Below are 21,410 nucleotides of genomic sequence, written 5' to 3'. Positions count from 1 at the left end.
ACCCCCGGGGCCCCGGCGCCAGGCCCTTCAGCGCTCCATCGCGTTCAGGGCGCGCTTGGCCACCGGATGGCTGCGCACGATCTCCCCGAGCGAGGTCGAGCCCCTGGTGATCTGGGCGAACGCCTTCCACGCCGGACGGAAGCCGGTCAGCGCGGCATGGAAGACGCCCGGCCTGCGCGAGAAGACCCCGTACAGACGCCGCCCCACCGCCATCTCGACACCGAGCCCTGCCTTGACCGCGAAGGCGTAGTTCAGGGCCTGCCTGCGGGCGTCCACGGCGTCGGTGGCCTCCGCGATCCGCACCGCCCACTCCCCCGCGAGCCGCCCCGAGCGCAGCGCGAACGAGATGCCCTCCCTGGTCCAGGGCTCCAGCAGCCCCGCCGCGTCCCCGCACACCAGCACCCGGCCGCGCGACAGCGGCGAGTCGTCGGCGCGGCAGCGGGTCAGATGCCCGGACGACACACTCGGCTCGAACCCCGAGAGGCCGAGCCGCGCCACGAAGTCCTCCAGATAGCGCTTGGTGGCAGCGCCCTCGCCGCGCGCCGAGATCACACCGACCGTCAGGGTGTCGCCCTTCGGGAACACCCAGCCGTAACTGCCGGGCAGCGGGCCCCAGTCGATGAGCACCCGCCCCGCCCAGTCCTCCGCCACCGTCGACGGCACCGGGATCTCCGCCTCAAGACCCAGGTCGACCTGGTCCATCTTCACACCGACGTGCGCGCCTATCCGGCTGGCGCTGCCGTCCGCGCCGACCACGGTGCGCGCGAGCAGCGTCTCGCCGCTGCTCAGCACCACCGCGGCGGTGCGCCGGTCGGGGACCGCGGGCCCGTGCTGCTCCACCCGGGACACCGTGGCCCCGGTGCGCAGTTCGGCGCCCGCCTTCTGCGCGTGCTCGACCAACCGCTGGTCGAACTCGGGGCGGTTGACGAGTCCGAACAGCATGTGCTTGGAGCGCCTGGTGCGGCCGTAGCGGCCGTCGAGGGTGAAGGTGACCGCGTTCACCCGGTCCCGCAGGGGCAGTTCGAAGCCGGGCGGCAGGCTGTCGCGGGTCGGTCCGATGATGCCGCCGCCACATGTCTTGTAGCGCGGCAGATCGGCCTTCTCCAGCAGCAGCACCCTGCGTCCCGTGACCGCCGCCGCGTACGCGGCGCCGGCTCCCGCGGGACCGGCACCCACCACGACGACGTCCCACACCTGTCGCACGTCGTCCGAAGAGTTCTCGCTGCTCACGTTGGTCAACCGCTCCCGATCCTGCGCCTGCGACTTCTGCCACCGGCATCCTACGATCACCCGCCCGCGCGGCCACTGTGGGAGGATCACCAGAACCCGACAGGTGCCCACGGGCACCGGACACAACGGCCGAGAACGGGAGACTTCCGGCCCGCGACCCCCAGGAGTTCCACGTATGCCGCCGAATCCGATCGCCGAGACCGTCGACTCCCTGATGCCGGCCGCCCGCGCCGAGCTTGCGGAGTTGGTGGCGTTCCCCTCGGTCGCGGACTTCACCCAGTTCCCCAGGAGCGGCAGCGAGGACGCCGCGCGCTGGGTGGCCCGCGCGCTGCGCGCCGAGGGCTTCGAGGACGTGACCGTCGCCGACACCCCCGACGGCACCCAGTCGGTGCACGGTGTGCTGCCGGGCCCCGAGGGCGCGCCCACCGTGCTGCTGTACGCGCACTACGACGTGCAGCCCCCGCTGGACGAGGCGGCGTGGCTCTCGCCCCCGTTCGAGCTGACCGAGCGCGACGGGCGCTGGTACGGGCGCGGCGCCGCCGACTGCAAGGGCGGCATCATCATGCACCTGCTCGCGCTGCGCGCCCTCAAGGCGAACGGCGGGGTGCCGGTGACGGTGAAGCTGGTCGCCGAGGGCTCGGAGGAACAGGGCACCGGCGGCCTCGAACGGTACGCGGAGGCCAACCCGGAGGTGCTGCGCGCCGACACCGTCGTCATCGGCGACGCGGGCAACTTCCGGGTGGGCCTGCCCACCGTCACCACCACGCTGCGCGGGATGACCATGGTCAGGGTGCGGGTGGACACGCTGGCGGGCAATGTGCACTCGGGTCAGTTCGGCGGCGCCGCGCCCGACGCCCTCGCGGCGCTGATCAGGATGCTCGACTCGCTGCGCGCGGCGGACGGTTCCACCAGCGTCGACGGACTCGCGGCCGACGCCGCCTGGGACGGGCTCCAGTACCCGGACGAGGACTTCCGCGCGGACGCGAAGGTGCTGGAGGGCGTGGGTCTGATCGGCTCGGGCACGGTCGCGGACCGCATCTGGGCGCGGCCCGCGGTCTCCGTCCTCGGTATCGACTGCCCGCCGGTCGTCGGCGCCACACCGTCCGTGCAGTCCTCGGCGCGTGCCCTGGTCAGCCTGCGGGTGCCGCCGGGCATGGACGCGGAGGAGGCCACCGGGCTGCTCAAGGCCCATCTGGCCGCGCACGCGCCGTGGGGCGTCCAGGTCGGCATGAAGGAGGGCGGCAGCGGCCAGCCGTTCCGCGCCGACGCCACGAGTCCCGCGTACGCGGCCATGGCCGAGGCCATGCGGATCGCCTACCCGGGGCAGGAGATGCAGTACGCGGGCCACGGCGGCTCCATCCCGCTGTGCAACACGCTCGCCGGGCTCTACCCGGACGCGGAGTTCCTGCTGATCGGGCTGAGCGAGCCGGAGGCCCAGATCCACGCGGCGAACGAGAGCGTCTCCCCCGACGAACTGCGCCGTCTCGCCGTCGCGGAGGCCCACTTCCTGCGCGGGTACGGGAAGCGGTAACGACGGGTCCTCCCCCGGAAGCAGGCGGTTCCCCGCCCCGACACGCCGTCGGGGCGGGCCCGTCGCCGACACGACACGCCGTCACGGGGCCTTGCGACGGGCCGCCGTGCCCGCCCCGGGAGCGGGCCACTGCAGGGTGACGCAGTGCGGTCCGCCGCCGCCGTGGGTCAGGGCCACCGCGGGGGTGAACCGCACCTTCCGCCCCGGGAAGACCCGCCCCAACTGCCGGGCCGCCTCGCCGTCGGTGGGGGCGCCGACGGACGGCAGGATCACACCGCGGTTGGTCAGCGCGAAGTTGACGTACGGTGCGGGCTGGGCGCTGCCGTCCGGCATGACCGCGTAGGGCAGGTGCTCCATCCGGCGCACGGTCAGCGGCTCCCCGTCGGCGAGCCGGGAGCGCGCCAGCACCTCCAGGTTGGCGGCCAGCCGGGCGTGGTTCGGGTTGCCGCCGGGCGCCGTCTGGACGAGGAGTTCGCGCGTGCCGGTGAACACGGCCACGTTGTCGACATGGCCGTCCGTGTTCGCCAGGTCCTCGACGAGGCCGTACGGGAGCCAGATGACGTGCCGCACCCCGAGCCCCCGCAGGACCGCGTCCTCGAACCGCCCGCGTGTCACCGGCCCGTTCCTGCTGGGGTGCAGCACGCACTCCTCGACCACGACGGCGCTGCCCGCTCCGTTGACGGAGATGGCCCCGCCCTCCAGTACGAACGGCTCGCGGTGGAGGGGGAGTTCGAAGTGCGCGGCGATCGCGGCGCCGAGCGAGTCGTCGCCCGTGTACGGGAGGAACCGGCCGCCCCAGGAGTTGAAGCGGAAGTCGACGACCCGCGCCCCGCCCGCCCCGGTCACCAGGAAGGGCCCGTTGTCGCGGACCCACCCGTCGTCGATGGGGTGGACGAGCAGCCGCCCGCCCTCCGGCAGCAGGCCCCGTACCCGCGGCTCGTCACGTGGATGGCAGACCACCACCACCGGCTCGTCCCGGGCGAGGGTGTGGACGAGCGCGGTGTACTCGGCGACCGCGCGCTCCTGCCACGGCGACCACACCGCCTCGCGCGTGGGCCAGGCGACGAGTGTCGCGGCATGCTCCTCCCACTCGCCGGGAACCCTGCGCGCGTCCACGGCTAGGGGAGCACGAACAGGAAGAGGACGGACAGGGCGAAGCCGACCACACCGCTGAAGAACCTGGCCAGGATGCCGGTCCAGTACGCCGCCGCCACGTCCTCCATGAGCGCCTGCGGGGTCGCCCCGGCGCTGAGGGCCTGCTGTTCCGCGAGGCGTCTGATCGCCTCGACCCGCCAGGCCAGGGAGGACAGCGCGACGGCCGACACGAAGGCGGCGAGCGTGCACCAGCCGAGCGCGGCCTGGTTGGCGGGCGTGGGCACGGTCCCGTAGGCGGAGGTGAAGGTGTTGACGGCGAGGGACAGGACGACGGCGCCCGCGAGGTACAGCGCCGCCGGGTTGACGAGGGTGAGGGCCGTGGCCAGCCTACGCATCGCCGATCATCTCCTTCACCTGGCGCCTGAAGGCACGGATGTGGTCCACGAGGTCGGCGACGGGTGCGTCCCGGCACGCGGCCAGCGCGGTCTCGGCGAGGCCGTCGATCGCCTCGATGTCGGCGAGGACCGCCGACCTCCGCCTGGCCGTCGCGTCACGCCTCGGCCGCCGCCCGCCGACCTGCTCGGCGAACTGCTGGAGCGAGACGAGCCGTTCGTCGAGCAGCGCCCTGGCCGTGTCGCGGGCCTCGCGTATCTCCGACCGTGCCGCGTCGCGCCGCTTGGTCTCGGCGCCCGCGAGCAGCGCCTCGACGGTCTCCACGATGTCGGTGGTCCCGTAGCCGCGGCGCTCCACGTCCCCCTTGATGACGACGTCGGCGACGCCGTAGCGCAGCAGGATGTTCTTGTAGATGGAGCCCTTGAGCCGCGAGCCCGTCACCACCGCGCGCGGCAGCTCGGGCCGGGTGCGCATGAGGAAGGACAGCACCTCGTAGCCGGAGTAGTCGTCCTGGTCGGTGAGGTTGAGGTCGATCAGGGCGCAGTCGAAGCCGCCCGCCTCCAGGCGCGTCATGGCGTCCTGGACCGTACGGACGTGGGTGACCCGGTGGCCGGTGAGGGCGCGCCGTACCGCCCGTGCGAAGTGTCCGTTGTCTTCGAGGAGGAGGACGTCGGCCATGTCAGCTCCCCTCCGAGCGCATGGACACGAGAAAGGTGGCACCGCCCAGTTGGGAGCCCGCCACCGCGATGCTGCCCTGGTGCTTCGTCACTATGTCCCGGGCGCGGGCGAGTCCGAGGCCCCTGCCCTCGCCCCGGGAGCTGAAGCCCAGCATGAAGATGTCCTCCACCTGGCCGGGCGGGATACCGGGGCCGTCGTCGGAGACCGCCACCCGGACCATGGGATCGGCAGGTTCGACCTGGACGCGTACGGTGCCCGCGTCGTGGGTGGCCTCGATGGCGTTGTAGAGCAGGTTCTCGAAGACCGCGGTGACCTCGCCGCGCACGCCCCGGATCAGGATGTCGTCACCGGCGGGCACCCGCAGTTCGATACGGACGTCGGGGAATTCGAGGGAGAGCCGGTTGCGGAGCGCGGTCAGCACCGCGGCGAGGTTGACGTCGTCGATCTTCTGGGCGCGCCGGATCTCCGAGGGGGCGAGGGCGAGTTCGGTGCAGCCGTCCTCGATGTCGTCGAGGCACTGCTTCAGCTCGCCCTCGATCTCGACGTCGCGCGCCCGCAGCTCGCCCCTGATGGAGTGGATGTCGCGCAGGATGGGGTCGACCGCCTTGCGGATGCGGTGGGCGAAGTCCCGGTTCAGGCCGAGCCTGGTGGTCTCGGCCTCGGACCTGGCGACCTCCTCGCGGCGCCGCCGCAGCTCCGCGACGAGTCGTGCGCTCGCCAGCACGACCGAGGCGAGGACGGGCACGACCTCACGCTGGGGCGGGGTGAAGAGGTGTCCGCCGGGGATGGTGATGAGCTGCACCCCGAGGAGGGAGTCCGCGGCGTGCAGGGGGATGAGCGCGACCGAGTTGGCCGGCCAGACGTCGGGTCCGATGAACCTGGCGAAGCGGTGAGGGCGGTTCTGGGAGTCCAGCATGAGGGGCTTGGAGTGGCCGGCGAACCACTTCAGGGTGCCCTTGGTGTCGAGGCCCCGGGGTGTCTCCCAGCCCTCGGTGCGGAACGCCTCGCGCAGCCGCCCGTCGCGCCCGGCGAGCCAGGTGCTCGACTCCAGTTCGGGGTGGATGGCGCCGCGCAGCAGGGCGGCGCCCAGGGCGAGCACGGAGCGCTCGTCCTCGCCCTGGCCGGACAGGGTGAGCGCGCCGACCAGCCGCCGTAGCTGGTCGGTCAGCACCTCGCGGGCCGCGGCCTCGCTCGCGCGTATCGCCTCCTCGCGGGCCTGCCGCAGGCGTGCCTCGTCCGCCAGCGGCACGTCCGTGACGTCGACGCCCAGCTCGGCGAGGAGGTGCTGCCCGCGTGCCTCGTCCCACAGCGGGAAGCCGACGGTGAGCAGCATGCGCTCGGTGCCGTCGGCCAGCACGTCGTTGGCCAGGTTCCTGAACTCCCGGCCGGTGGCGACGATGTCCGCGTGGTCGGCGGCGGCCTGGTCGCGTTCGAGTTCGTTCACGAAGAGGTCGAGGTAGTTCTCTCCGACGGCCCGTTCGCGGGGGATGCCGTACAGCCGTTCCGCGCCCCGGTTCCACAGCCGGATCGCGTAGTCGTCCTCGGGTCCTGCCGCCGCCCACACGGACGCGGACACCTTCGAGACGATCTCGGTGAGCAGCCGCAGTTCGTGGGCGCCGCCGCCGGGCACGGTGGGCCCTCTGCGGTCAGAGGGCATCGTTCTCCCGTTTCATGATCGCGTCGACGCCCGTGTAGCCGCCGTCCACGACCACGTTGGCGCCGGTGACGAAGCGCGCCTCGTCGGACAGGAGGAAGGCGACGAGCCCGGCGACCTCCTCGGGGGTGCCGTTGCGGCCGAGCGGGGTGAGCTGCGCGGCCTCGTAGGACTCCTCGGTCGACATGCCGGTGTCGATCCAGCCGGGCGAGACGGCGTTGACGCGGACGCCCGCGCCGCCAAGCACGTTGGCGAGGCTCTTGGTGAGGTTGACGAGCGCGGCCTTGCTCGCGGAGTAGGAGATCGAGGAGAAGGAGCCGATGAGGCCGTCGGTGCTCGCGATGTTCACCACGGCGGAGCCGGGCGCCATGCCCTTGCTGAGTTCGAGGGTGGCGAGCAGGGGGCCGCGGAGGTTGACCTCCAGCACGCTGTCCCAGGCTTCGAGGGTGAAGTCGTCCCACTTCTCGAACTCGATCGCGCCCGCGTTGTTGACCAGTCCGTCGAAGGGGGCGCCGGAGGCGAGGCCCCGCAGGGTCTCCGTGGCCGCCTCGCGGTCGAGGAAGTTCAGGTGGACCACCTCGGCGACGCCCTGGCCGAGCAGCTCGCGGGCCTCGCTCTCCCCGGTGTTGTACGTCCCCACGACGACGGCGCCGCGTGCGGCCAGCGTCAGCGCGACGGCCCTGCCGATGCCGCGGGAGACCCCGGTCACCAGGACCCGCTTGCCGTTGATGCTCATGTTCATGTCCTCCGTGGCGTTCTACTGGTACAGGCGGTCGTCGAGGGCGGCGGGGCGGATGCGTTCCTCACCCCGGACATAGAAGTTCATGGGCGCCGATATCCGGGTCTCCGTGGCCGAAGCCACTCGATGGGGGGAATTGCGCGCGTCGAAGAAGACGGCGTAGCCCTCCAGGGGCTGCACCCGCCAGACATGGCCGCCGCGTCCGGTCAGTTCGAGGGCTCCGCCGCGCCCCTCCGGGTGGCTCGACAGGAAGAGGACGCCGGTGACGGGGTTGGTGTCGCGGTGCCACTCGTATCCGCCGCCGTGTGCGGGCAGGACGTTGACGTTGACGGCGGACCGGGGTGAGCTGTCGACGACCAGGGAGCGGCCGCTCGCCGCCTCGGCGAGGCGCAGGAAGGTGTCGTCGTAGCGCGCGCGGAGCCAGGGCAGTTCGCGCGCGACCGCCTCGCCGTCCACGAGCCGGTAGGCGATCTCGGTGCCGGGGGGTTCGAGGCTGCCGGGTTCCCCGCCGCGCAGGGCGGACGCCACGGACGCCCGCTCGACACAGCGTTCCACGTCCGCGCGCCAGTCCCGTGGCAGCAGCGCGGAGACGTCCACCAGAGACAGAAAGGGCAGTTCCGGGATCACTTCGGCGGCCATGCCCGCGTCCCCCCGTTCATGCGATCATCTCGATCGTGTGCGTTCCTGGTGTGAAGTCGGCCAGCAGGCGGTTGAGGGACCAGGCGAGCGGCATTTCGAGCATCCCCGTCAGGGGCCCGAGCGAGACGATGCGGGCCGCGAGGCCGTGCGCACGGGCCGCCCTGAGCAGGTCGGCGCGTGAGTACCGGAGTGCGGGGGCGGCGGCGCCGCGGGTGCGGCGGGAGGAGTACTGGATCTCCGGGCGGAAGCCCCACGCCGGGGCGAGCCTCAGCGACGTCCTGTTGAGGAAGCTGAGGTAGAGGCGGCCGCCCTTCGGCCTCATCCACCCGAGGATCTTCCGCAGCAGGGCCTCCAGGGGTAATCGCACGTAGGAGGCCGAGGTGAAGAGGGCCATGACCAGGTCGACGTCCGCGAACCTGTCGGCCGGCACCTCCTCGACGGGCGCGTTCACCAGGGTGACTTCCCCGGCCCGGTGCTTGCGTGCGAAGGCGGCCAGCATTCCCGGTGAGACGTCGATGCCGGTGTATCTGATCCCGGCGGTGGTGTGCCGGGCGAGCAGGTCGTATCCCAGCCCGGTGCCGCAGCCGAGTTCGAGCACGTGGCAGGCCGTGCCGGGCGGCAGCAGCGGAGCCAGGCGGCCGGCCACGAGGCCGTTCTCCCTGGCCGACCAGGCGGAGTCGTACATCCGGTCATAGGCGGTCGAGAGGGAGTCCCAGTACCGTCTCTGACGCGCGACCCACTCTTCGCTGTCCAACGAGCCCCTCCCCCGCGGACGCTGACGCCGGGCCCCCGGCCCCCGAAGCGGGCCCCCGTCGGCGTGACGTCGCGTCAAGTTAGCACCGCTGTGAGCCACCGGGGTAGAGGTCGCCGCGCCCCATGCGCGGAACCGGCCGTCCGCCACGCCAACACCCCGGCGGCGGCAGGGGAGTCCCGCCCGTGTCGGCCAACGCCCGCCCTCCCGGGGAGGGTTGTCGGACGCCGCGGTGACACACCTCAACGGCCAGGCGTCTCGGGTGATGTGGGCGAGCGCGTTCCCACGTCGTGGCCGCGGCGTGGTGGTGTCGTCGGTCCGTCCTTCCGCGGTGACCGCGCCACTGTCGGCCGCGCCTCCGGTCGGCGGCCCTCCGCGTGACCGGGGACGGGAACGGGTCCGTGCCCGTGGGGAGGGAAGGAGCGGACTAGACCGGCTCTCCCGCCTCCAGGTAGATCGGCTCCCCGCGCTCCCTGGCGCGCAGCGCCCACCGCAGCCGCTCGTAGCGGACCGGCGGCAGCATGTCCGCCGCCTCCCGCTCCGTGACGAAGCGCCAGTCACGCAGCTCCGAGCCGGGGAGCAGGACCTCGTCGGCGGCGCGGCCCGCGAGTCTGCCGCCGTCGAACAGCAGCCGCAGACCGCCGAAGCTGGGCGGCGCAGGGGCCTCCCAGTCGACCACGAGCAGCCTGGGCACCCGGTCGAGACGGATGCCGGTCTCCTCCGCGACCTCGCGGATGCCCGCCCTGGCGGGGGCCTCGCCGGGCTCGACGACGCCCCCCGGGAACTCCCAGCCCGCCTTGTACGTCGGGTCGACCAGCAGCACCCGGTCCTCGTCGTCGAAGAGCAGCACCCCCGAGGCCAGCGTCTCCGCCGTCGGCTCGGGCGACTGCACGATGTCGCAGACCGCCGCCGCCTCGGTGCGCACCGCCTCCGCGATCCGCTCCGCCGTCTCGTACGGCGTCAGCTCGCTGGTGTCGAGCAGGTGCGCGTCCGCGGCGAGCCAGTCGGCGAGCGCGGCGCGGAACGGCTCGATCGGCCCCCGTGGCACCGCTTCGAGGTGCCGCTCCTCGCCACCGCGCTGCACCCGGAGCCTGCTGCCGCGCCGGGTGCGGACACTGCCGTCCCCACGCACCCGGGTGGCCCCGCCCGCACCGCCCTCACCATGAGCGCGCGCCCCGGCGCTCGCGGCGATACCGGTGGCGCCGGGGTGTGCGCCCCGACCGGCGATCCGTGCGCGCAGGATCGTTTCGGCCGGGGTGAGCGCGATGTGGCGTACGGGAATCCTGCGCGCCGCGAGGCCGCCGAATATCTCGTCGCGGTACTCCTGGCGCAGCAGGGTCATGGGAACCACCAGGTCCCCGCCCATTTCGGCGAGGACGGCCGCGGCGGCGTCCACCATGAGTCTGCGCCAGATCGGCAGCTCCTGAACGTCGCCCACGGCGGCGAGCCGCTGGGGCGGAAGCAGCAGTGCCAGACTCTCGCCGACTGCCCCGGGGTCGAAGAGCGTGCTGTGCGGGAGCAGTTCGACAAGCTCTCGTGCGGCGGCCCTCTTCCCCGCGCCGGACGCACCGTTGATCCAGACGATCACGGTTCCCCCTCTTCTGTTGGCCCCCGTAGGCTTGCCCGTTCAACCCTGCCACGGAAACCAGACGCTGATCAGGTCGCCAGGACCGGCACCCGGGAGCAGGGGGAGCGCATCCCAGCGCGCCCGGCGCACTCCTGGCGCACCGGTCCGGGCGCGACCGGTCCCCGGCGCGGGGCGGCAGCCGGGTGCCGCTGCCGCCTGCCGGGGAGCGGTCGGTGGTGCCCCGGGCTGTGACAGGAAAGGCCGCCGGCTCGCGACGCCCGGCACGGCGCTCCCCCGGCCTCTGGCCGGGAGGGACCCCGCCCACACCGCGTTGTCGCATCACCATGTCCGCCCAGCACGAGGGCGATCTCCCCCTGGGCCCTGCGAGCCCGGGGGGTACCCCCACCGCCTTGCGGTACTCCCCCACGGCCCGAAGGGCGTGAAGAGGTGCCGCCGGCACCGGGAGCCGCGAGCTTCCCGGCCAACGTGCCCGGCCACGACACCTGGGACTCAGGCCCCCGCGCTCCGCGCTGCCGCGGGCGGCCGCGGGGGCGCGTCCCGCAGGGCGTGGCGCACCGCGGCGGCGGCGCCGACGAGGCCCGCGTCGGTGCCCATCAGCGCCGGGGCCACGGTGAGCCGCTGGACGAAGGAGAGCGTGGCGTAGTCGCGCAGGCCGCGGCGCAGCGGCTCGAAGAGCACCTCGCCCGCCCTGGCCACCCCGCCGCCGATCACCGCGATGTCGACCTCCACCAGGGTGGCGGTGGCGGCGATCCCGGCGGCCAGCGCCTGCCCCGCCCGCTCGAAGGAGGCCAGCGCCACCGGGTCGCCCGCGGCGGCGGCGCGGGCGACGGCGGCGGCGGAGGTGTCGCTGTCGGGGCCGGGGCGCCAGCCGTTCGCCGCCGCGCGGCGGGCGATGTTGGGGCCGCTCGCGATCCGCTCGACACAGCCGCGGCTGCCGCACGGGCAGGGGTCGCCGTCGAGGTCGACGCTGATGTGGCCGATGTGCCCCGAGTTGCCCGTCGGCCCCGGCCAGAGCTTTCCGCCGAGTACCAGGCCGCCGCCGACCCCGGTGGAGACGACCATGCACAGCGCGTTGTCATGGCCGCGGGCCGCGCCCTGCCAGTGCTCGGCCGCGGTGATCGCCACGCCGTCGCCGACGAGCACCACCTGGAGCCCGCCGGTCGCCTTCCGTACCCGGTCAACCAGCGGGTACTCGCGCCACCCCGGCACATTGACCGGGCTGACGGTGCCGGTGGAGGCGTCCACCGGGCCCGCGCTGCCGATGCCGATGACGCCCGCCTCGTGCCACAGCGGCGAACCGGCCAGCTCCTTCAGCACCTCCGCCACGGCGGCCATCACCGTGTCGCCGTCCTCCTGGGCTGGGGTGGGACGCTGCGCCCGCACCAGTATCCGGCCGCCTCCGTCCACCAGGGCTCCGGCGATCTTGGTACCGCCGATGTCCAGCGCGGCGACGAGGTCCGTTCGCATCAGTGTGAGGTCTCCTGGTGAAAGAGCAGGCCGGAGAATGGGCATCCCAGTCTCCCCGCAACTGACAACGTTGTCCAGGTTCTATGCTCGACGCCACATCCTCATACACTCTTGGACGACAGAACAGGAACACCGTGGCCGAGATTGCCCGCAGGGCCGGGAACCGTTACGGCAGCCGTCCGACCATGAAGGACGTCGCCGCACGTGCCGGCGTGGGCCTGAAGACGGTCTCGCGTGTCGTGAACGGCGAGCCGGGGGTCACGCCCGACACCGAGCGCAGGGTCCAGGAGGCCATCGAGGCCCTGGGCTTCCGGCGCAACGACAGCGCCAGAGTGCTGCGCAAGGGCCGTACCGCCAGTATCGGCCTGGTGCTGGAGGATCTGGCCGACCCGTTCTACGGGCCGCTGAGCCGGGCCGTGGAGGAGGTGGCCAGGGCGCACGGCGCGCTGCTGATCAACGGGTCGAGCGCGGAGGACCCGGAGCGGGAGCAGGAGCTGGCGCTCGCGCTGTGCGCGCGCCGGGTGGACGGCCTGGTGGTGATCCCCGCGGGCGACGACCACCGCTATCTGGAGCCGGAGATCAAGGCGGGCGTGGCGACGGTCTTCGTGGACAGGCCGGCGGCGCGTATCGACGCGGACGTGGTGATGTCGGACAGCTTCGGGGGCGCGCGCGACGGGGTCGCGCACCTCGTCGCGCACGGGCACCGCAGGATCGGCTTCCTCGGCGACCAGCCGCGTATCCACACGGCGGCGGAGCGGCTGCGGGGCTATCGGGCCGCGCTGGAGGACGCGGGCATCGAGGAGCGCCCCGAGTGGGTCTCGCTGGGGGTGACCGATCCGGAGCGGGTGCGCGCTGCGGCCGAGGAGATGCTGTCGGGCCCCGGCGCGGTCACGGCGGTCTTCGCGGGGAACAACCGCGTGACGGTGACGGTGGTCAGGGTCATCGCCGAGCGCCGCGCCCGGGTGGGTCTGGTCGGCTTCGACGACTTCGAGCTTGCCGACCTGCTGGACCCCGGTGTCACGGTGGTGGCGCAGGACGCGGCCCAGCTCGGCCGCACGGCCGCGGAGCGCCTCTTCAGGCGGCTCGACGGTGCCCCGCTGCCCGCGGAGCGCATCGTCCTCCCGACCCGGCTCATCACGCGGGGCTCGGGGGAGCTGGGGCCCGCGCGGTAGCGGGCGTCAGTTCCCGCCTCGTACGGGCAAGTCCCGCCTCCGTACGGACATCGGGTGTACGGCCCCGGAGGGCGTGGGCGCGGTTGCGCGGGCGAGGGGCGCCGCGGGTCACGCCACCGAGCGGGCGAGCGAGTCCAGCAGCCAGGAGTGGGCCTCGCCGACCGTGACGTCCTCGCCGGTGAGGTCGCCGACGAGGGACCAGTAGCGGCGCATGGCGGGATGCAGGTCGGCGCGCGCGGTGCGCAGCAGGGCGCGCCGGAAGGCGGGGGTGTCGGAGGTGCCGCGGGCCGCCGCGTGCACGGCGGCGAAGGCGTCGGCCCGCGGTCCTGGCCCCGGCCGCTCCCCCGCCCGTATCCGCGCCAGCGCGTCCTCGCACGCCTCGGTGAAGCCGCCGGTGAGCAGGGCGTGCTGGTAGGCGGCGGTCTCGGCGGACGCCCGGAGGCGCGGCCCCAGCTCCTGCCGCAGCCGCGGGTCCCCGACGACGGCGACGAGCGCCGCGTAGGCGACCACCTGCTCGGGCGTGGGGTCGCCGGGCGGCTCGGGGACGGTGGCGGCGACGACCATGGCGGCGCCGTCCTCGGGCAGGGCGGGCAGGGCGAGGCGGCGCCAGAACGTTTCGAGCGTGCGCCGTGCCGCCCCGCCCTCGGCTGCGGCGGCGAGCAGTTCGAGCCGCGCGGCGCGCTCCTCGGGCGCCGCCAGCTCCACCGCGCCCAGCGAGGCGCGGCGCCAGGCGAGCGCCGCCAACTCGACGTCCACGCGGGCCCGTTCCGCCGCGGCGGCGTCGGCGAGGGAGCACTTCCCCGCGAGCACCGTGCGGATCGCCGCGAGGCCGAGGCCGAGGGTCCGCAGCCGCCGCAGCAGTGTCAGCCGCTCGACCGCGTCCGTGCCGAAGCGGCGGTGCCCGCCGGTGCTGCGTACGGCCTCGACAAGACCCTCGTCGCAGTAGTAGCGGACCGTCCGCACGGGCACGCCGGTGCGGTGGGAGAGTTCCCCGATGGACAGGGTGTCCTCGCGCACTTGAACCTCCACCCGGGTGGAGTTCCTACGGTACGCGGCATGACACACCTCCATATCGAGCGGCTGGCCGACGGCCTGCTGCGGCACACGGCCGCGTTCGCCGACGCGGTGGCGGGCGCCGACTGGGAGAGGCGGGTGCCCACCTGTCCTCGGTGGCCCCTGCGGGTCCTGGTCGGGCATGTCGGGCAGGGGCGGCACTGGGCGGCGGGCGTCGTGCGCGGCGCCCCGCCCGACGGCGTGCCCGATCCGCGTGCGGCGGTGGTGCCGCCCGACTGGCGGGCCTGGCTGCTCGCGGGCGCCACCGCGCTCGCCGACACCGTACGGGAGGCCGGTGCCGAGGCGCGCGTGTGGACGCCCACCGGGCCAGGGCCCGCGTCGTCCTTGCTGCGGCAGGCCGCACACGACACCGCGGTGCACTCCGTCGACGCCGCCCTGATGACCGGCGCACCGTACGGCATCGAACGCGACCTGGCCGCCGACGCGGTGTCCCTGAACCTGGAGCTGCTGTCCTCCCCCGCTATCGTGGCATCGAGGCCCGCGCTGACCGCGCTGCGGGGCACGGGCACGATCGCCCTGCGGCCCACCGACGGGCCGGTCGACGGCTGGGTCGTCACCCGCCGGGCGGACGGCGTCTCCTGGCGGCACGGCACGGCCCCCGCGGACGTCACCGTGACGGCCACGGCCGAGACCCTCATCCTGGTACTGATGCACCGGCTGCCCCCGCACGACGCGACGGTCGAGGGCGACCACGCCCTCTTCGCGCACTGGCTGGAACACAACGCGCTGTAGCGCGCCCCGCCCCGGCCCCGGCGGCACGCTCACCCCGCCCCGGCCCCCACCATGTCGAGCAGCCGCAGGTCCTCCTCGGTCAGCCGCAGTGCCCCGGCCGCCACGTTGTCCACGAGGTGGCCGGGGTCGCCGGTGCCGGGGATGGCCAGGGTGTGGGGGCCCTGGTGCAGGGTCCAGGCCAGGCGCACCTGGGAGGGCGACACGGCGTGGGCCGCGGCCACGGCGAGGACGGGGGCCGCCTCGGTGCGTACGGCCCCCGCCTCCCGGCCGTCCCCGGCGAGGGCGAAGAACGGGACGAACGCGATGCCGCGCTCGGCGCACGCGCGCAGCATCCGCTCGCCGCCGCGTGCGTCGACGCCGTAGCGGTTCTGGACGCACACCACCGGGGCGATGGCCTCCGCCTCCGCCAGGTGGTCCACGGTGGCGTTGGAGATGCCCAGATGGCGTACGAGTCCGGCCTCGCGCAGCTCGGCGAGGGCGCCGAAGTGGTCGGCGAGGGAGTCCCGGCCCATGAGGCGCAGATTGACCACGTCGAGATGGTCGCGGCCGAGCTGGCGCAGGTTCTCCTCGACCTGGCCGCGTAGCTGGTCGGGGCGGGCGGAGGGGGCCCACTCCCCCGCCGCGTCGCGCGCGGGGCCGACCTTGGTCGCGATGACCAGGTCGTCCGGGTAGGGCGCGAGCGCCGTGTTGATGAGTTCGTTGGCGGAGCGCAGCGAGGAGAAGTAGAACGCCGCGGTGTCGATGTGGTTGACGCCGAGGTCCACCGCGCGCCGCAGCACCTCGACCGACGTGCCGCGCGCCCGGGGCACGCCCCCGTGGAAGGCGGCGCTGCCGGTCAGGCGCATCGCGCCCAGGCCCAGGCGGTTGACCGTGAGGTCGCCGAGCCGCCACGTGCCCGCGGCCCCCGCGAAGACCCTCTCCGATGCCATCGTCCTCCCCCAACTCCTCGTGCCTGCTCCCCGCTCCCCGTCCCGTCGGGACGCGGCAGGCGTGCAGTATGCCCAGGCCGGGCCCGTGTCCAGAAGACGGTCGGGGCTTCGCGAATCTCACAGCGGAACCGGGAACGCCGCACGGGCCGCGGGCCGTTGATGGAGATGAGACGTTTCGCCGGGGGCGGCGCTCCGGGGGCAGGTGCGTGTCCCGGACGGGGGCTTTCTCCCGGGTGGGCGTTTCCGGTCGGGGATGTTTTCCGGGTGGGGCGTTCTCCGGTGATGAGGGTGTTTTCCGCGTGCCCGGTAAGGCGTTAAAGCGGTTGAGCGGGCCGCGGGGCCCGGATAGCGTGCTCGGCACCGTGACATCGCGCGAGGAGGTGAGACCCGTGAAGGCTGTAGCTGTGTGGGTGCTCCCCCTCAACGTCGCGGCGGGACAAGTGGCATAGGTGTCGCCGGGAGCGCCCGAGAAGGCACTCCCGAAAGGCAACACCCCATGCACACACTGCGATTCACCGACCGTTCGACGGCGGACGGCATCCTGGAGCGGGACTTCACCGTGGGGGACGTCACCGGCGTCCTCTGGTCCCCCGGGACGGGCGGGCGGCGCGCCCCGCTCGTGCTGCTCGGCCACGGCGGCGGCACCCACAGGAAGGCCCCGGCGATGAGGGGCAGGGCCGAGCGCATCATCGCCCACTCCGGTTTCCACGTCGTCTCCATCGACGCGCCGGGCCACGGCGGCAGGCCGCGTACCGACGTCGACGAGCGCGAGATCGCCGCGCTCCAGGCGGCGATGGCGGCGGGGGAGCCGGTCGGCCCGATCGTCGTCCGCTACAACGCCCATCTCGCCGAGCGCGCCGTGCCCGAGTGGCGGGCGGTCCTCGACGCCCTCCAGGAGCTGCCCGAGATCGGCGCCGACGGCCCGGTCGGCTATCTCGGCCTGAACATGGGCACCGCGATCGGCGTGCCCCTCGCGGCCGTCGACTCCCGTATCACCGCCGCCGTCTTCGGCCTCTTCTGGCACGATCCGCTGGCGGAGACCGCCAGGCGCGTCACGATCCCGGTCGAGTTCGTGATCCAGTGGGACGACGAGCACATCCCGCGGCCCTCGGGCCTCGCGCTGTTCGACGCCTTCGGCTCGCGCGAGAAGTCGCTGCACGCGAACACGGGCAGGCACAAGGAGCTGCCCAGGTTCGAGGCGGACAGCGCGGTGCGCTTCTTCGCGCGCCACCTCGGCGGGGGCGCGGTGACACCGGCCTGACCCGATGCGACGGTGCCAGTGCCCGGTCGGCGGCCGGGGCCGGTGCCCCTCGTCAGCAGACGGGGAGGCCGGGGATGGGCTGGTCGTTGTCGCCGCCCTGGAGGTAGACGTCGCTCACGAAGACGTTCGTGTTGCCGCTGTCGTCGTCCGTCTTCGCCCACCAGACGTTGGTCCACTGCCCGTAGGTCTCCCTGCGGCCCAGGTTCTGCTGGCAGTAGAAGTAGTTGGTCCCGGAGTTGAGCGTGCCGACCTGGGCGCCGGAGGCGTTGACGGACGACGCGGTGCGCCACACCGCGCAGTTGTACTTGCCGCCGCCGATGCCCTGGCAGGCCGGGGCCGGCTGCTCGCCCCCGCCGGAGCCCCCCGAGCCGCCGGAGCCGCCGCCCGAGGAGGGCTTCTGCGGTGTGCCGGGCTTCGGCGGCGCCTTCTTCGACGGCTTGCCGTCCGGGGAATGGCCGGGCTTGTCCTTCTTGCTGTCCGGGGACGACGGCTTCTTGTGGTGCGGGGACTTGGCGGCGCCGGGGTCGTCGATGGCGCCCCTGCTGCGGTGGGGGCCGGGACGGCCGGTCGGCGTCGCGGTGAGCGCGCCGTCGTGCGCGGTGTCGTCGGTGTCGTCGGGGCCGCCGGTGAGCAGCGTGACGCCGGCCCCGGCGGCGGCGAGCACCACCACCACGGCGCCCGCGGCGAGCATCGCCTTGCCGCGCCTGCGCGGCGCCGCCCTGCGCCTGCCCCCGCTCCCGCCGCCGTGCTCGGCCGTCGACGCCACCGGCGGCTCCACCTCGCCCGGCCCCGGCGCCTGCGCGGCCGCGGGCTGCTGGGGCTGCTGGGGCTGCTGGGGCTGCTGGGGCTGCTGGGGCTGCTGGGGGTACGGGGCCTGTGGGGCGTGGGGCTCCTGGGGATAGGGCTGCTGCGGGGGGCCGAAGCCGGGGGGCGGGGCGAGCGGGACGTTGCGCTCGGTGGTGTCGCGGGCGCCCGGGGGCGCCTCGGTGGGCAGCGGGGTGATGCCGGTGCGGGTGACCGGCGCCTCGGCGACCTGCCGCAGCAGGTCGGCGGCCCGCTCGGCGTCGGGCCTGTCCTCGGGCTGCTTCGCCATCAGCCGCTGGAGCACACCGCCGAGCGCGCCCGCGCGCCGCGGCTCGGGCAGCGGGTCGACGACGATCGCGGTGAGCGTGGACCAGGTCGAGGTGCGCCGGAACGGCGAGTTGCCCTCGACGGCCGCGTAGAGGGTGGCGCCGAGCGCCCACACGTCGGACGCGGGCCCCGGCTGCCGGCCCTGGGCGCGCTCGGGGGCCAGGTAGTCGAGGGAGCCGACGAGTTCGCCGCTGCGGGTGAGGTGGGTGGCGGAGCCGTCGGCGGGGTCGTCGATGGCGGCGATGCCGAAGTCGGTGAGGACGACCCGGCCCGAGCGCTCCAGCAGGATGTTGCCCGGCTTCACGTCGCGGTGCAGCACGCCCGCGCGGTGCGCCGCGGCGAGCGCGTCCATGACCTCGGCGCCGACGGCCGCGGCGGCCCGCGGGTCGAGCGGGCCCTCGTCGCGCAACGTGTCGTCGAGCGAGGGCCCGTCGACGAGTTCCATGACGATCAGGGGGCGGCCCTCGACCTCGGTGACGTCGTGGACGGCGATGACGCCCCGGTGCCGCACCCGGGCCGCGGCGCGCGCCTCGCGCTGCATCCGCACCCGCAGGTCGTCGAGTTCCGGCGCGGCCGCGTCGGTGTAGGTGCGCAGCTCCTTGACGGCGACCTCGCGCCCCAGGACCTCGTCGTACGCCCGCCAGACGACCCCCATGCCGCCGCGTCCGAGCCGGGCCGTGACCCGGTACCGCCCGGCGAGCAGCCGACCGGTGCCGTCGGGCTGCTGTCCGTACTCCCCCGTAGACACGTGTGCCTCATCCCTGTGACGCCTGTGGTGGCTACAGACTAGAGGGCTTTCCGCGGCGCCAGGAACGGACCGGTCAGCGGCCGGGTCCGGCGGGGGCGGCCTGGCGGGGCGCGGTGATGCCCTCCAGGTCGGCGCGGGCGAGGCCGGTGGCGGCCGTGGTCTCGTCGGGGTCGAGGGCGCCGCAGTCGAGGCCGCGCAGCAGGTGTCCCGCGAGCGCCTTGGCGGTGGCGGGCTCATCCATGGTGGCGCCGTCGCCCGCCGCTGCCGCGCCGGTGTAGGCGGCGAGGCGGGCGGCCGTGGCGGCAAAGCTCTCGCGGTAGAAGGCGAACACGGCGGCGTAGCGCGTGGGGAGCTGGCCCGGGTGCATGTCCCAGCCCTGGTAGTAGGCGCGGGCCAGGGCGCGCCTGGTGAGGCGGTAGTGCAGCCGCCAGGCGTCGTGGACGCGCTCGGTGGGGCCCACGGGGAGCACGTTGGTGGAGCCGTCGCAGACCCGGACGCCGGTTCCGGCGGCGGCGACCTGCATGACGGCCTTGGCGTGGTCGGCGGCGGGGTGGTCGCTCGCCTGGTGGGCGGCGCTGACGCCGAGGCAGGCGCTGTAGTCGTAGGTGCCGTAGTGCAGTCCGGTGGCGCGGCCCTCGGCGGCGTGGATCAGCCGGGCGACGGTGGCGGCGCCGTCGGCGCCCACGACGGCCTGGCTGGTCTCGATCTGAATCTCGAAGCCGAGGCGCCCCTGCGGCAGGCCGAGAGCGCGCTCGAAGGCGTCCAGGAGCCGGACCATGGCGGTGACCTGCGCGGGGTGGGTGACCTTGGGCAGGGTCAGCACAAGACCCGCGGGCGGCCCGCCCGCGGCCACCAGGCCGGTGAGGAAGATGTCGAGGGTGCGCACGGAGCGCTCCCGCACGCCCGCCTCAAGGCACTTGACGCGTACGCCCGTGTAGGCCGCGCCGGTGCCGGAGCGGTGGCCCTCGGCGACGATGCGGGCGGCGCGTGCGGCGTCGTGGTCCTCCGCTGCGGGGGTGTGCGGCCCGTAGCCGTCCTCGAAGTCGATGCGCAGGTCCTCGACCGGTTCACGGCGCAGCTTGGCGCGGACCCGGTGGTGCACCTCGTCGGCGAGGCCGGGGGCGAGGCCGAGGACGGCGGCGAAGGAGGCGGCGTCGGGGGCGTGGGCGTCGAGCGCGGCGAGCGCTTCGTCGCCCCAGGCGCGGGGGGTGTCGGGGGCGAGGTCACCCGCGGGTACGTACACGGTGTGCACGGGCTGGCGGGTGCCCGGGTCGCCCGGGTAGGCGCGGGCGAGTTCGGCGTCGACGGGGGCGAGCAGCGTGTCGATCTCCCCGGCGACCCGCTGTCCCGTCGGGCCCGTGAGGGTCCTCGCCACGCTCTCCTGTTGCCCCATGCGCCGCCTCCACTCCCAATGTTTCGTAATGCGGAATCTATTATCCGTATAGTGAAGTTAAGCGTCGTGAGCGGACCGCGTCAATGACCGCCGGGACGCGCGGGCGGCGGCCGGGACGCGGCGGGGCCGCGCGACGGGTGTGTCGCGCGGCCCCGGACCGCCGTGGCGGATCGCCCTCAGCCCTTGCGGGTGTTGATCTCCTCGGTGAGCTGCGGCACGACGTCGAAGAGGTCGCCCACGACGCCGTAGTCGACCAGGTCGAAGATCGGCGCCTCGGCGTCCTTGTTGATCGCGACGATGGTCTTGGACGTCTGCATGCCCGCACGGTGCTGGATCGCGCCGGAGATCCCGGAGGCCACGTAGAGCTGCGGGGAGACGGTGGTGCCGGTCTGCCCGACCTGGTGGGCGTGCGGGTACCAGCCCGCGTCCACGGCGGCGCGGGAGGCGCCGACGGCGGCGCCGAGCGAGTCCGCCAGGGTCTCGATCACAGAGAAGTTCTCCGCGCTGCCCACGCCGCGCCCGCCGGAGACGACGATGGCCGCCTCTGCCAGGTCGGGGCGGCCGGAGGAGGCGCGCTCGCTGCGCTCCACCACCCGGGCCGCGGGCGCGTCGCCGAAGGCGACCTCCAGGTCCGCCACGGCGCCCGCGGCGGGCGCGGGCTCGACCGGCGCCGAGTTCGGCTTCACGGTGATCACCGGAACACCGCGGGTGATACGGGACTTGGTGGTGTACGAGGCCGCGAACGCCGACTGCACCGCGACCGGGCCCTCGTCGCCCGCCGTCACGTCCACGGCGTCGGTGATGACGCCGGAGTCCGCACGCACCGCGAGCCGCGCGGCGATCTCCTTGCCCTCCGCGGAGGACGGGACCAGCACGGCCACCGGGGAGACCGCGTCGAGGGCCGCCTTCAGCGCGTCCACCTTCGGGGTGACGAGCACCTCGCCGAACCGCGGCGCGTCCGCGGTCAGCACGCGTACCGCGCCGTGCTCCGCGAGCGCTCCGGCGGTGTCGGCGGCGCCGGGGCCCAGGGCGACGGCCACCGGGTCGCCGAGCCGCCTGGCCAGCGTCAGCAGCTCCAGCGTGGGCTTGCGGACGGCCCCGTCCGCGTGATCGACATACACAAGCACTTCAGCCATGAACCTGTACTCCAGACACGAACTCCGGGCCACCACCCGGACAGCGGGAAAGACGACGAGGAACGCGCC

At 74.2% G+C, this 21,410-nt stretch carries 19 protein-coding genes; 4 read left to right on the top strand and 15 right to left on the bottom strand.

The window, feature by feature from the left end; all coding sequences use genetic code 11:
• Positions 1 to 27: 27 nt before the first annotated feature.
• On the bottom strand, positions 28 to 1,230 hold the full coding sequence (locus ACIBIW_RS09160) for a geranylgeranyl reductase family protein (protein WP_399333642.1): 1,203 nt from the start codon (positions 1,228 to 1,230) through the stop codon (positions 28 to 30).
• A 175-nt stretch (positions 1,231 to 1,405) separates the two neighbouring features.
• Here ACIBIW_RS09160 and ACIBIW_RS09155 point away from each other — a divergent pair, with 175 nt between their 5' ends.
• Complete coding sequence (locus tag ACIBIW_RS09155; RefSeq protein WP_399333640.1) at positions 1,406 to 2,761, top strand: dipeptidase; 1,356 nt, start codon at positions 1,406 to 1,408, stop codon at positions 2,759 to 2,761.
• A gap of 81 nt (positions 2,762 to 2,842) precedes the next feature.
• On the opposite strand, the gene ACIBIW_RS09150 is transcribed toward ACIBIW_RS09155, so the two are convergent.
• The 9 genes from ACIBIW_RS09150 to ACIBIW_RS09110 all read right to left on the bottom strand — a co-directional run bounded on the left by ACIBIW_RS09150 (position 2,843) and on the right by ACIBIW_RS09110 (position 11,765).
• Positions 2,843 to 3,877, bottom strand: coding sequence for an agmatine/peptidylarginine deiminase (locus ACIBIW_RS09150; protein ID WP_399333638.1), 1,035 nt, complete (start codon positions 3,875 to 3,877; stop codon positions 2,843 to 2,845).
• Positions 3,878 to 3,879: 2 nt separating this feature from the next.
• Entirely contained in the window at positions 3,880 to 4,251 is a 372-nt protein-coding gene (locus ACIBIW_RS09145) for a hypothetical protein (RefSeq protein ID WP_399333636.1), read from the bottom strand.
• The gene (locus ACIBIW_RS09140) at positions 4,244 to 4,927 is read right to left on the bottom strand and encodes a response regulator (protein ID WP_399333633.1); all 684 of its coding nucleotides are present in this window, start codon (positions 4,925 to 4,927) and stop codon (positions 4,244 to 4,246) included. Before ACIBIW_RS09140 ends, ACIBIW_RS09145 begins: the two co-directional genes overlap by 8 nt.
• Before the next feature lies 1 nt (position 4,928).
• Complete coding sequence (locus ACIBIW_RS09135) at positions 4,929 to 6,584, bottom strand: ATP-binding protein (RefSeq protein WP_399333631.1); 1,656 nt, start codon at positions 6,582 to 6,584, stop codon at positions 4,929 to 4,931.
• Positions 6,574 to 7,317, bottom strand: a complete 744-nt coding sequence (locus ACIBIW_RS09130) for an SDR family NAD(P)-dependent oxidoreductase (protein ID WP_399333629.1) — start codon at positions 7,315 to 7,317, stop codon at positions 6,574 to 6,576. Before ACIBIW_RS09130 ends, ACIBIW_RS09135 begins: the two co-directional genes overlap by 11 nt.
• 21 nt (positions 7,318 to 7,338) lie before the next feature.
• Complete coding sequence (locus ACIBIW_RS09125; protein ID WP_399333626.1) at positions 7,339 to 7,959, bottom strand: 2OG-Fe(II) oxygenase; 621 nt, start codon at positions 7,957 to 7,959, stop codon at positions 7,339 to 7,341.
• 16 nt (positions 7,960 to 7,975) lie between these two features.
• Positions 7,976 to 8,713: a class I SAM-dependent methyltransferase gene (locus ACIBIW_RS09120; RefSeq protein WP_399333624.1), complete on the bottom strand. Its 738-nt coding sequence runs from the start codon at positions 8,711 to 8,713 to the stop codon at positions 7,976 to 7,978.
• Positions 8,714 to 9,137: 424 nt separating this feature from the next.
• Entirely contained in the window at positions 9,138 to 10,298 is a 1,161-nt protein-coding gene (locus ACIBIW_RS09115; protein ID WP_399333622.1) for an NUDIX domain-containing protein, read from the bottom strand.
• 489 nt (positions 10,299 to 10,787) lie between these two features.
• Entirely contained in the window at positions 10,788 to 11,765 is a 978-nt protein-coding gene (locus ACIBIW_RS09110) for an ROK family protein (RefSeq protein ID WP_399333620.1), read from the bottom strand.
• 134 nt (positions 11,766 to 11,899) lie between these two features.
• On the opposite strand from ACIBIW_RS09110, the gene ACIBIW_RS09105 reads away from it, so the two are divergent.
• Positions 11,900 to 12,937, top strand: coding sequence for a LacI family DNA-binding transcriptional regulator (locus ACIBIW_RS09105; RefSeq protein ID WP_399333618.1), 1,038 nt, complete (start codon positions 11,900 to 11,902; stop codon positions 12,935 to 12,937).
• Between the two features lie 108 nt (positions 12,938 to 13,045).
• Here ACIBIW_RS09105 and ACIBIW_RS09100 read toward each other — a convergent pair whose 3' ends face one another.
• A complete protein-coding gene (locus tag ACIBIW_RS09100; RefSeq protein ID WP_399333616.1) occupies positions 13,046 to 13,954 on the bottom strand; it encodes a MerR family transcriptional regulator in 909 nt (302 codons plus the stop codon).
• 39 nt (positions 13,955 to 13,993) lie between these two features.
• Between ACIBIW_RS09100 and ACIBIW_RS09095 the strand changes: the two genes are divergently transcribed.
• Positions 13,994 to 14,743, top strand: coding sequence for a maleylpyruvate isomerase family mycothiol-dependent enzyme (locus tag ACIBIW_RS09095; protein WP_399333614.1), 750 nt, complete (start codon positions 13,994 to 13,996; stop codon positions 14,741 to 14,743).
• Positions 14,744 to 14,772: 29 nt separating this feature from the next.
• Here the strand turns inward: ACIBIW_RS09095 and ACIBIW_RS09090 are convergent, their stop codons facing one another.
• A complete protein-coding gene (locus tag ACIBIW_RS09090) occupies positions 14,773 to 15,672 on the bottom strand; it encodes an aldo/keto reductase (protein WP_399333612.1) in 900 nt (299 codons plus the stop codon).
• Between the two features lie 496 nt (positions 15,673 to 16,168).
• Here ACIBIW_RS09090 and ACIBIW_RS09085 point away from each other — a divergent pair, with 496 nt between their 5' ends.
• Positions 16,169 to 16,933 (top strand): dienelactone hydrolase family protein, encoded by a 765-nt coding sequence (locus tag ACIBIW_RS09085; protein WP_399333610.1) that lies wholly within the window; start codon positions 16,169 to 16,171, stop codon positions 16,931 to 16,933.
• 52 nt (positions 16,934 to 16,985) lie between these two features.
• On the opposite strand, the gene ACIBIW_RS09080 is transcribed toward ACIBIW_RS09085, so the two are convergent.
• From ACIBIW_RS09080 to ACIBIW_RS09070, 3 genes are all read right to left on the bottom strand, one after another.
• The gene (locus tag ACIBIW_RS09080; RefSeq protein WP_399333608.1) at positions 16,986 to 18,812 is read right to left on the bottom strand and encodes a serine/threonine-protein kinase; all 1,827 of its coding nucleotides are present in this window, start codon (positions 18,810 to 18,812) and stop codon (positions 16,986 to 16,988) included.
• Positions 18,813 to 18,885: 73 nt separating this feature from the next.
• Entirely contained in the window at positions 18,886 to 20,205 is a 1,320-nt protein-coding gene (locus tag ACIBIW_RS09075; RefSeq protein WP_399333606.1) for a DUF6986 family protein, read from the bottom strand.
• A gap of 176 nt (positions 20,206 to 20,381) precedes the next feature.
• Positions 20,382 to 21,341: an electron transfer flavoprotein subunit alpha/FixB family protein gene (locus ACIBIW_RS09070; protein WP_399333604.1), complete on the bottom strand. Its 960-nt coding sequence runs from the start codon at positions 21,339 to 21,341 to the stop codon at positions 20,382 to 20,384.
• Positions 21,342 to 21,410 lie beyond the last annotated feature (69 nt).

The sequence above is a fragment of the Streptomyces sp. NPDC050560 genome, from assembly GCF_044457285.1.
In the GTDB taxonomy this organism is placed as follows: Bacteria; Actinomycetota; Actinomycetes; order Streptomycetales; family Streptomycetaceae; genus Streptomyces.
This window is presented reverse-complemented; position numbering and strand designations above follow the sequence as displayed.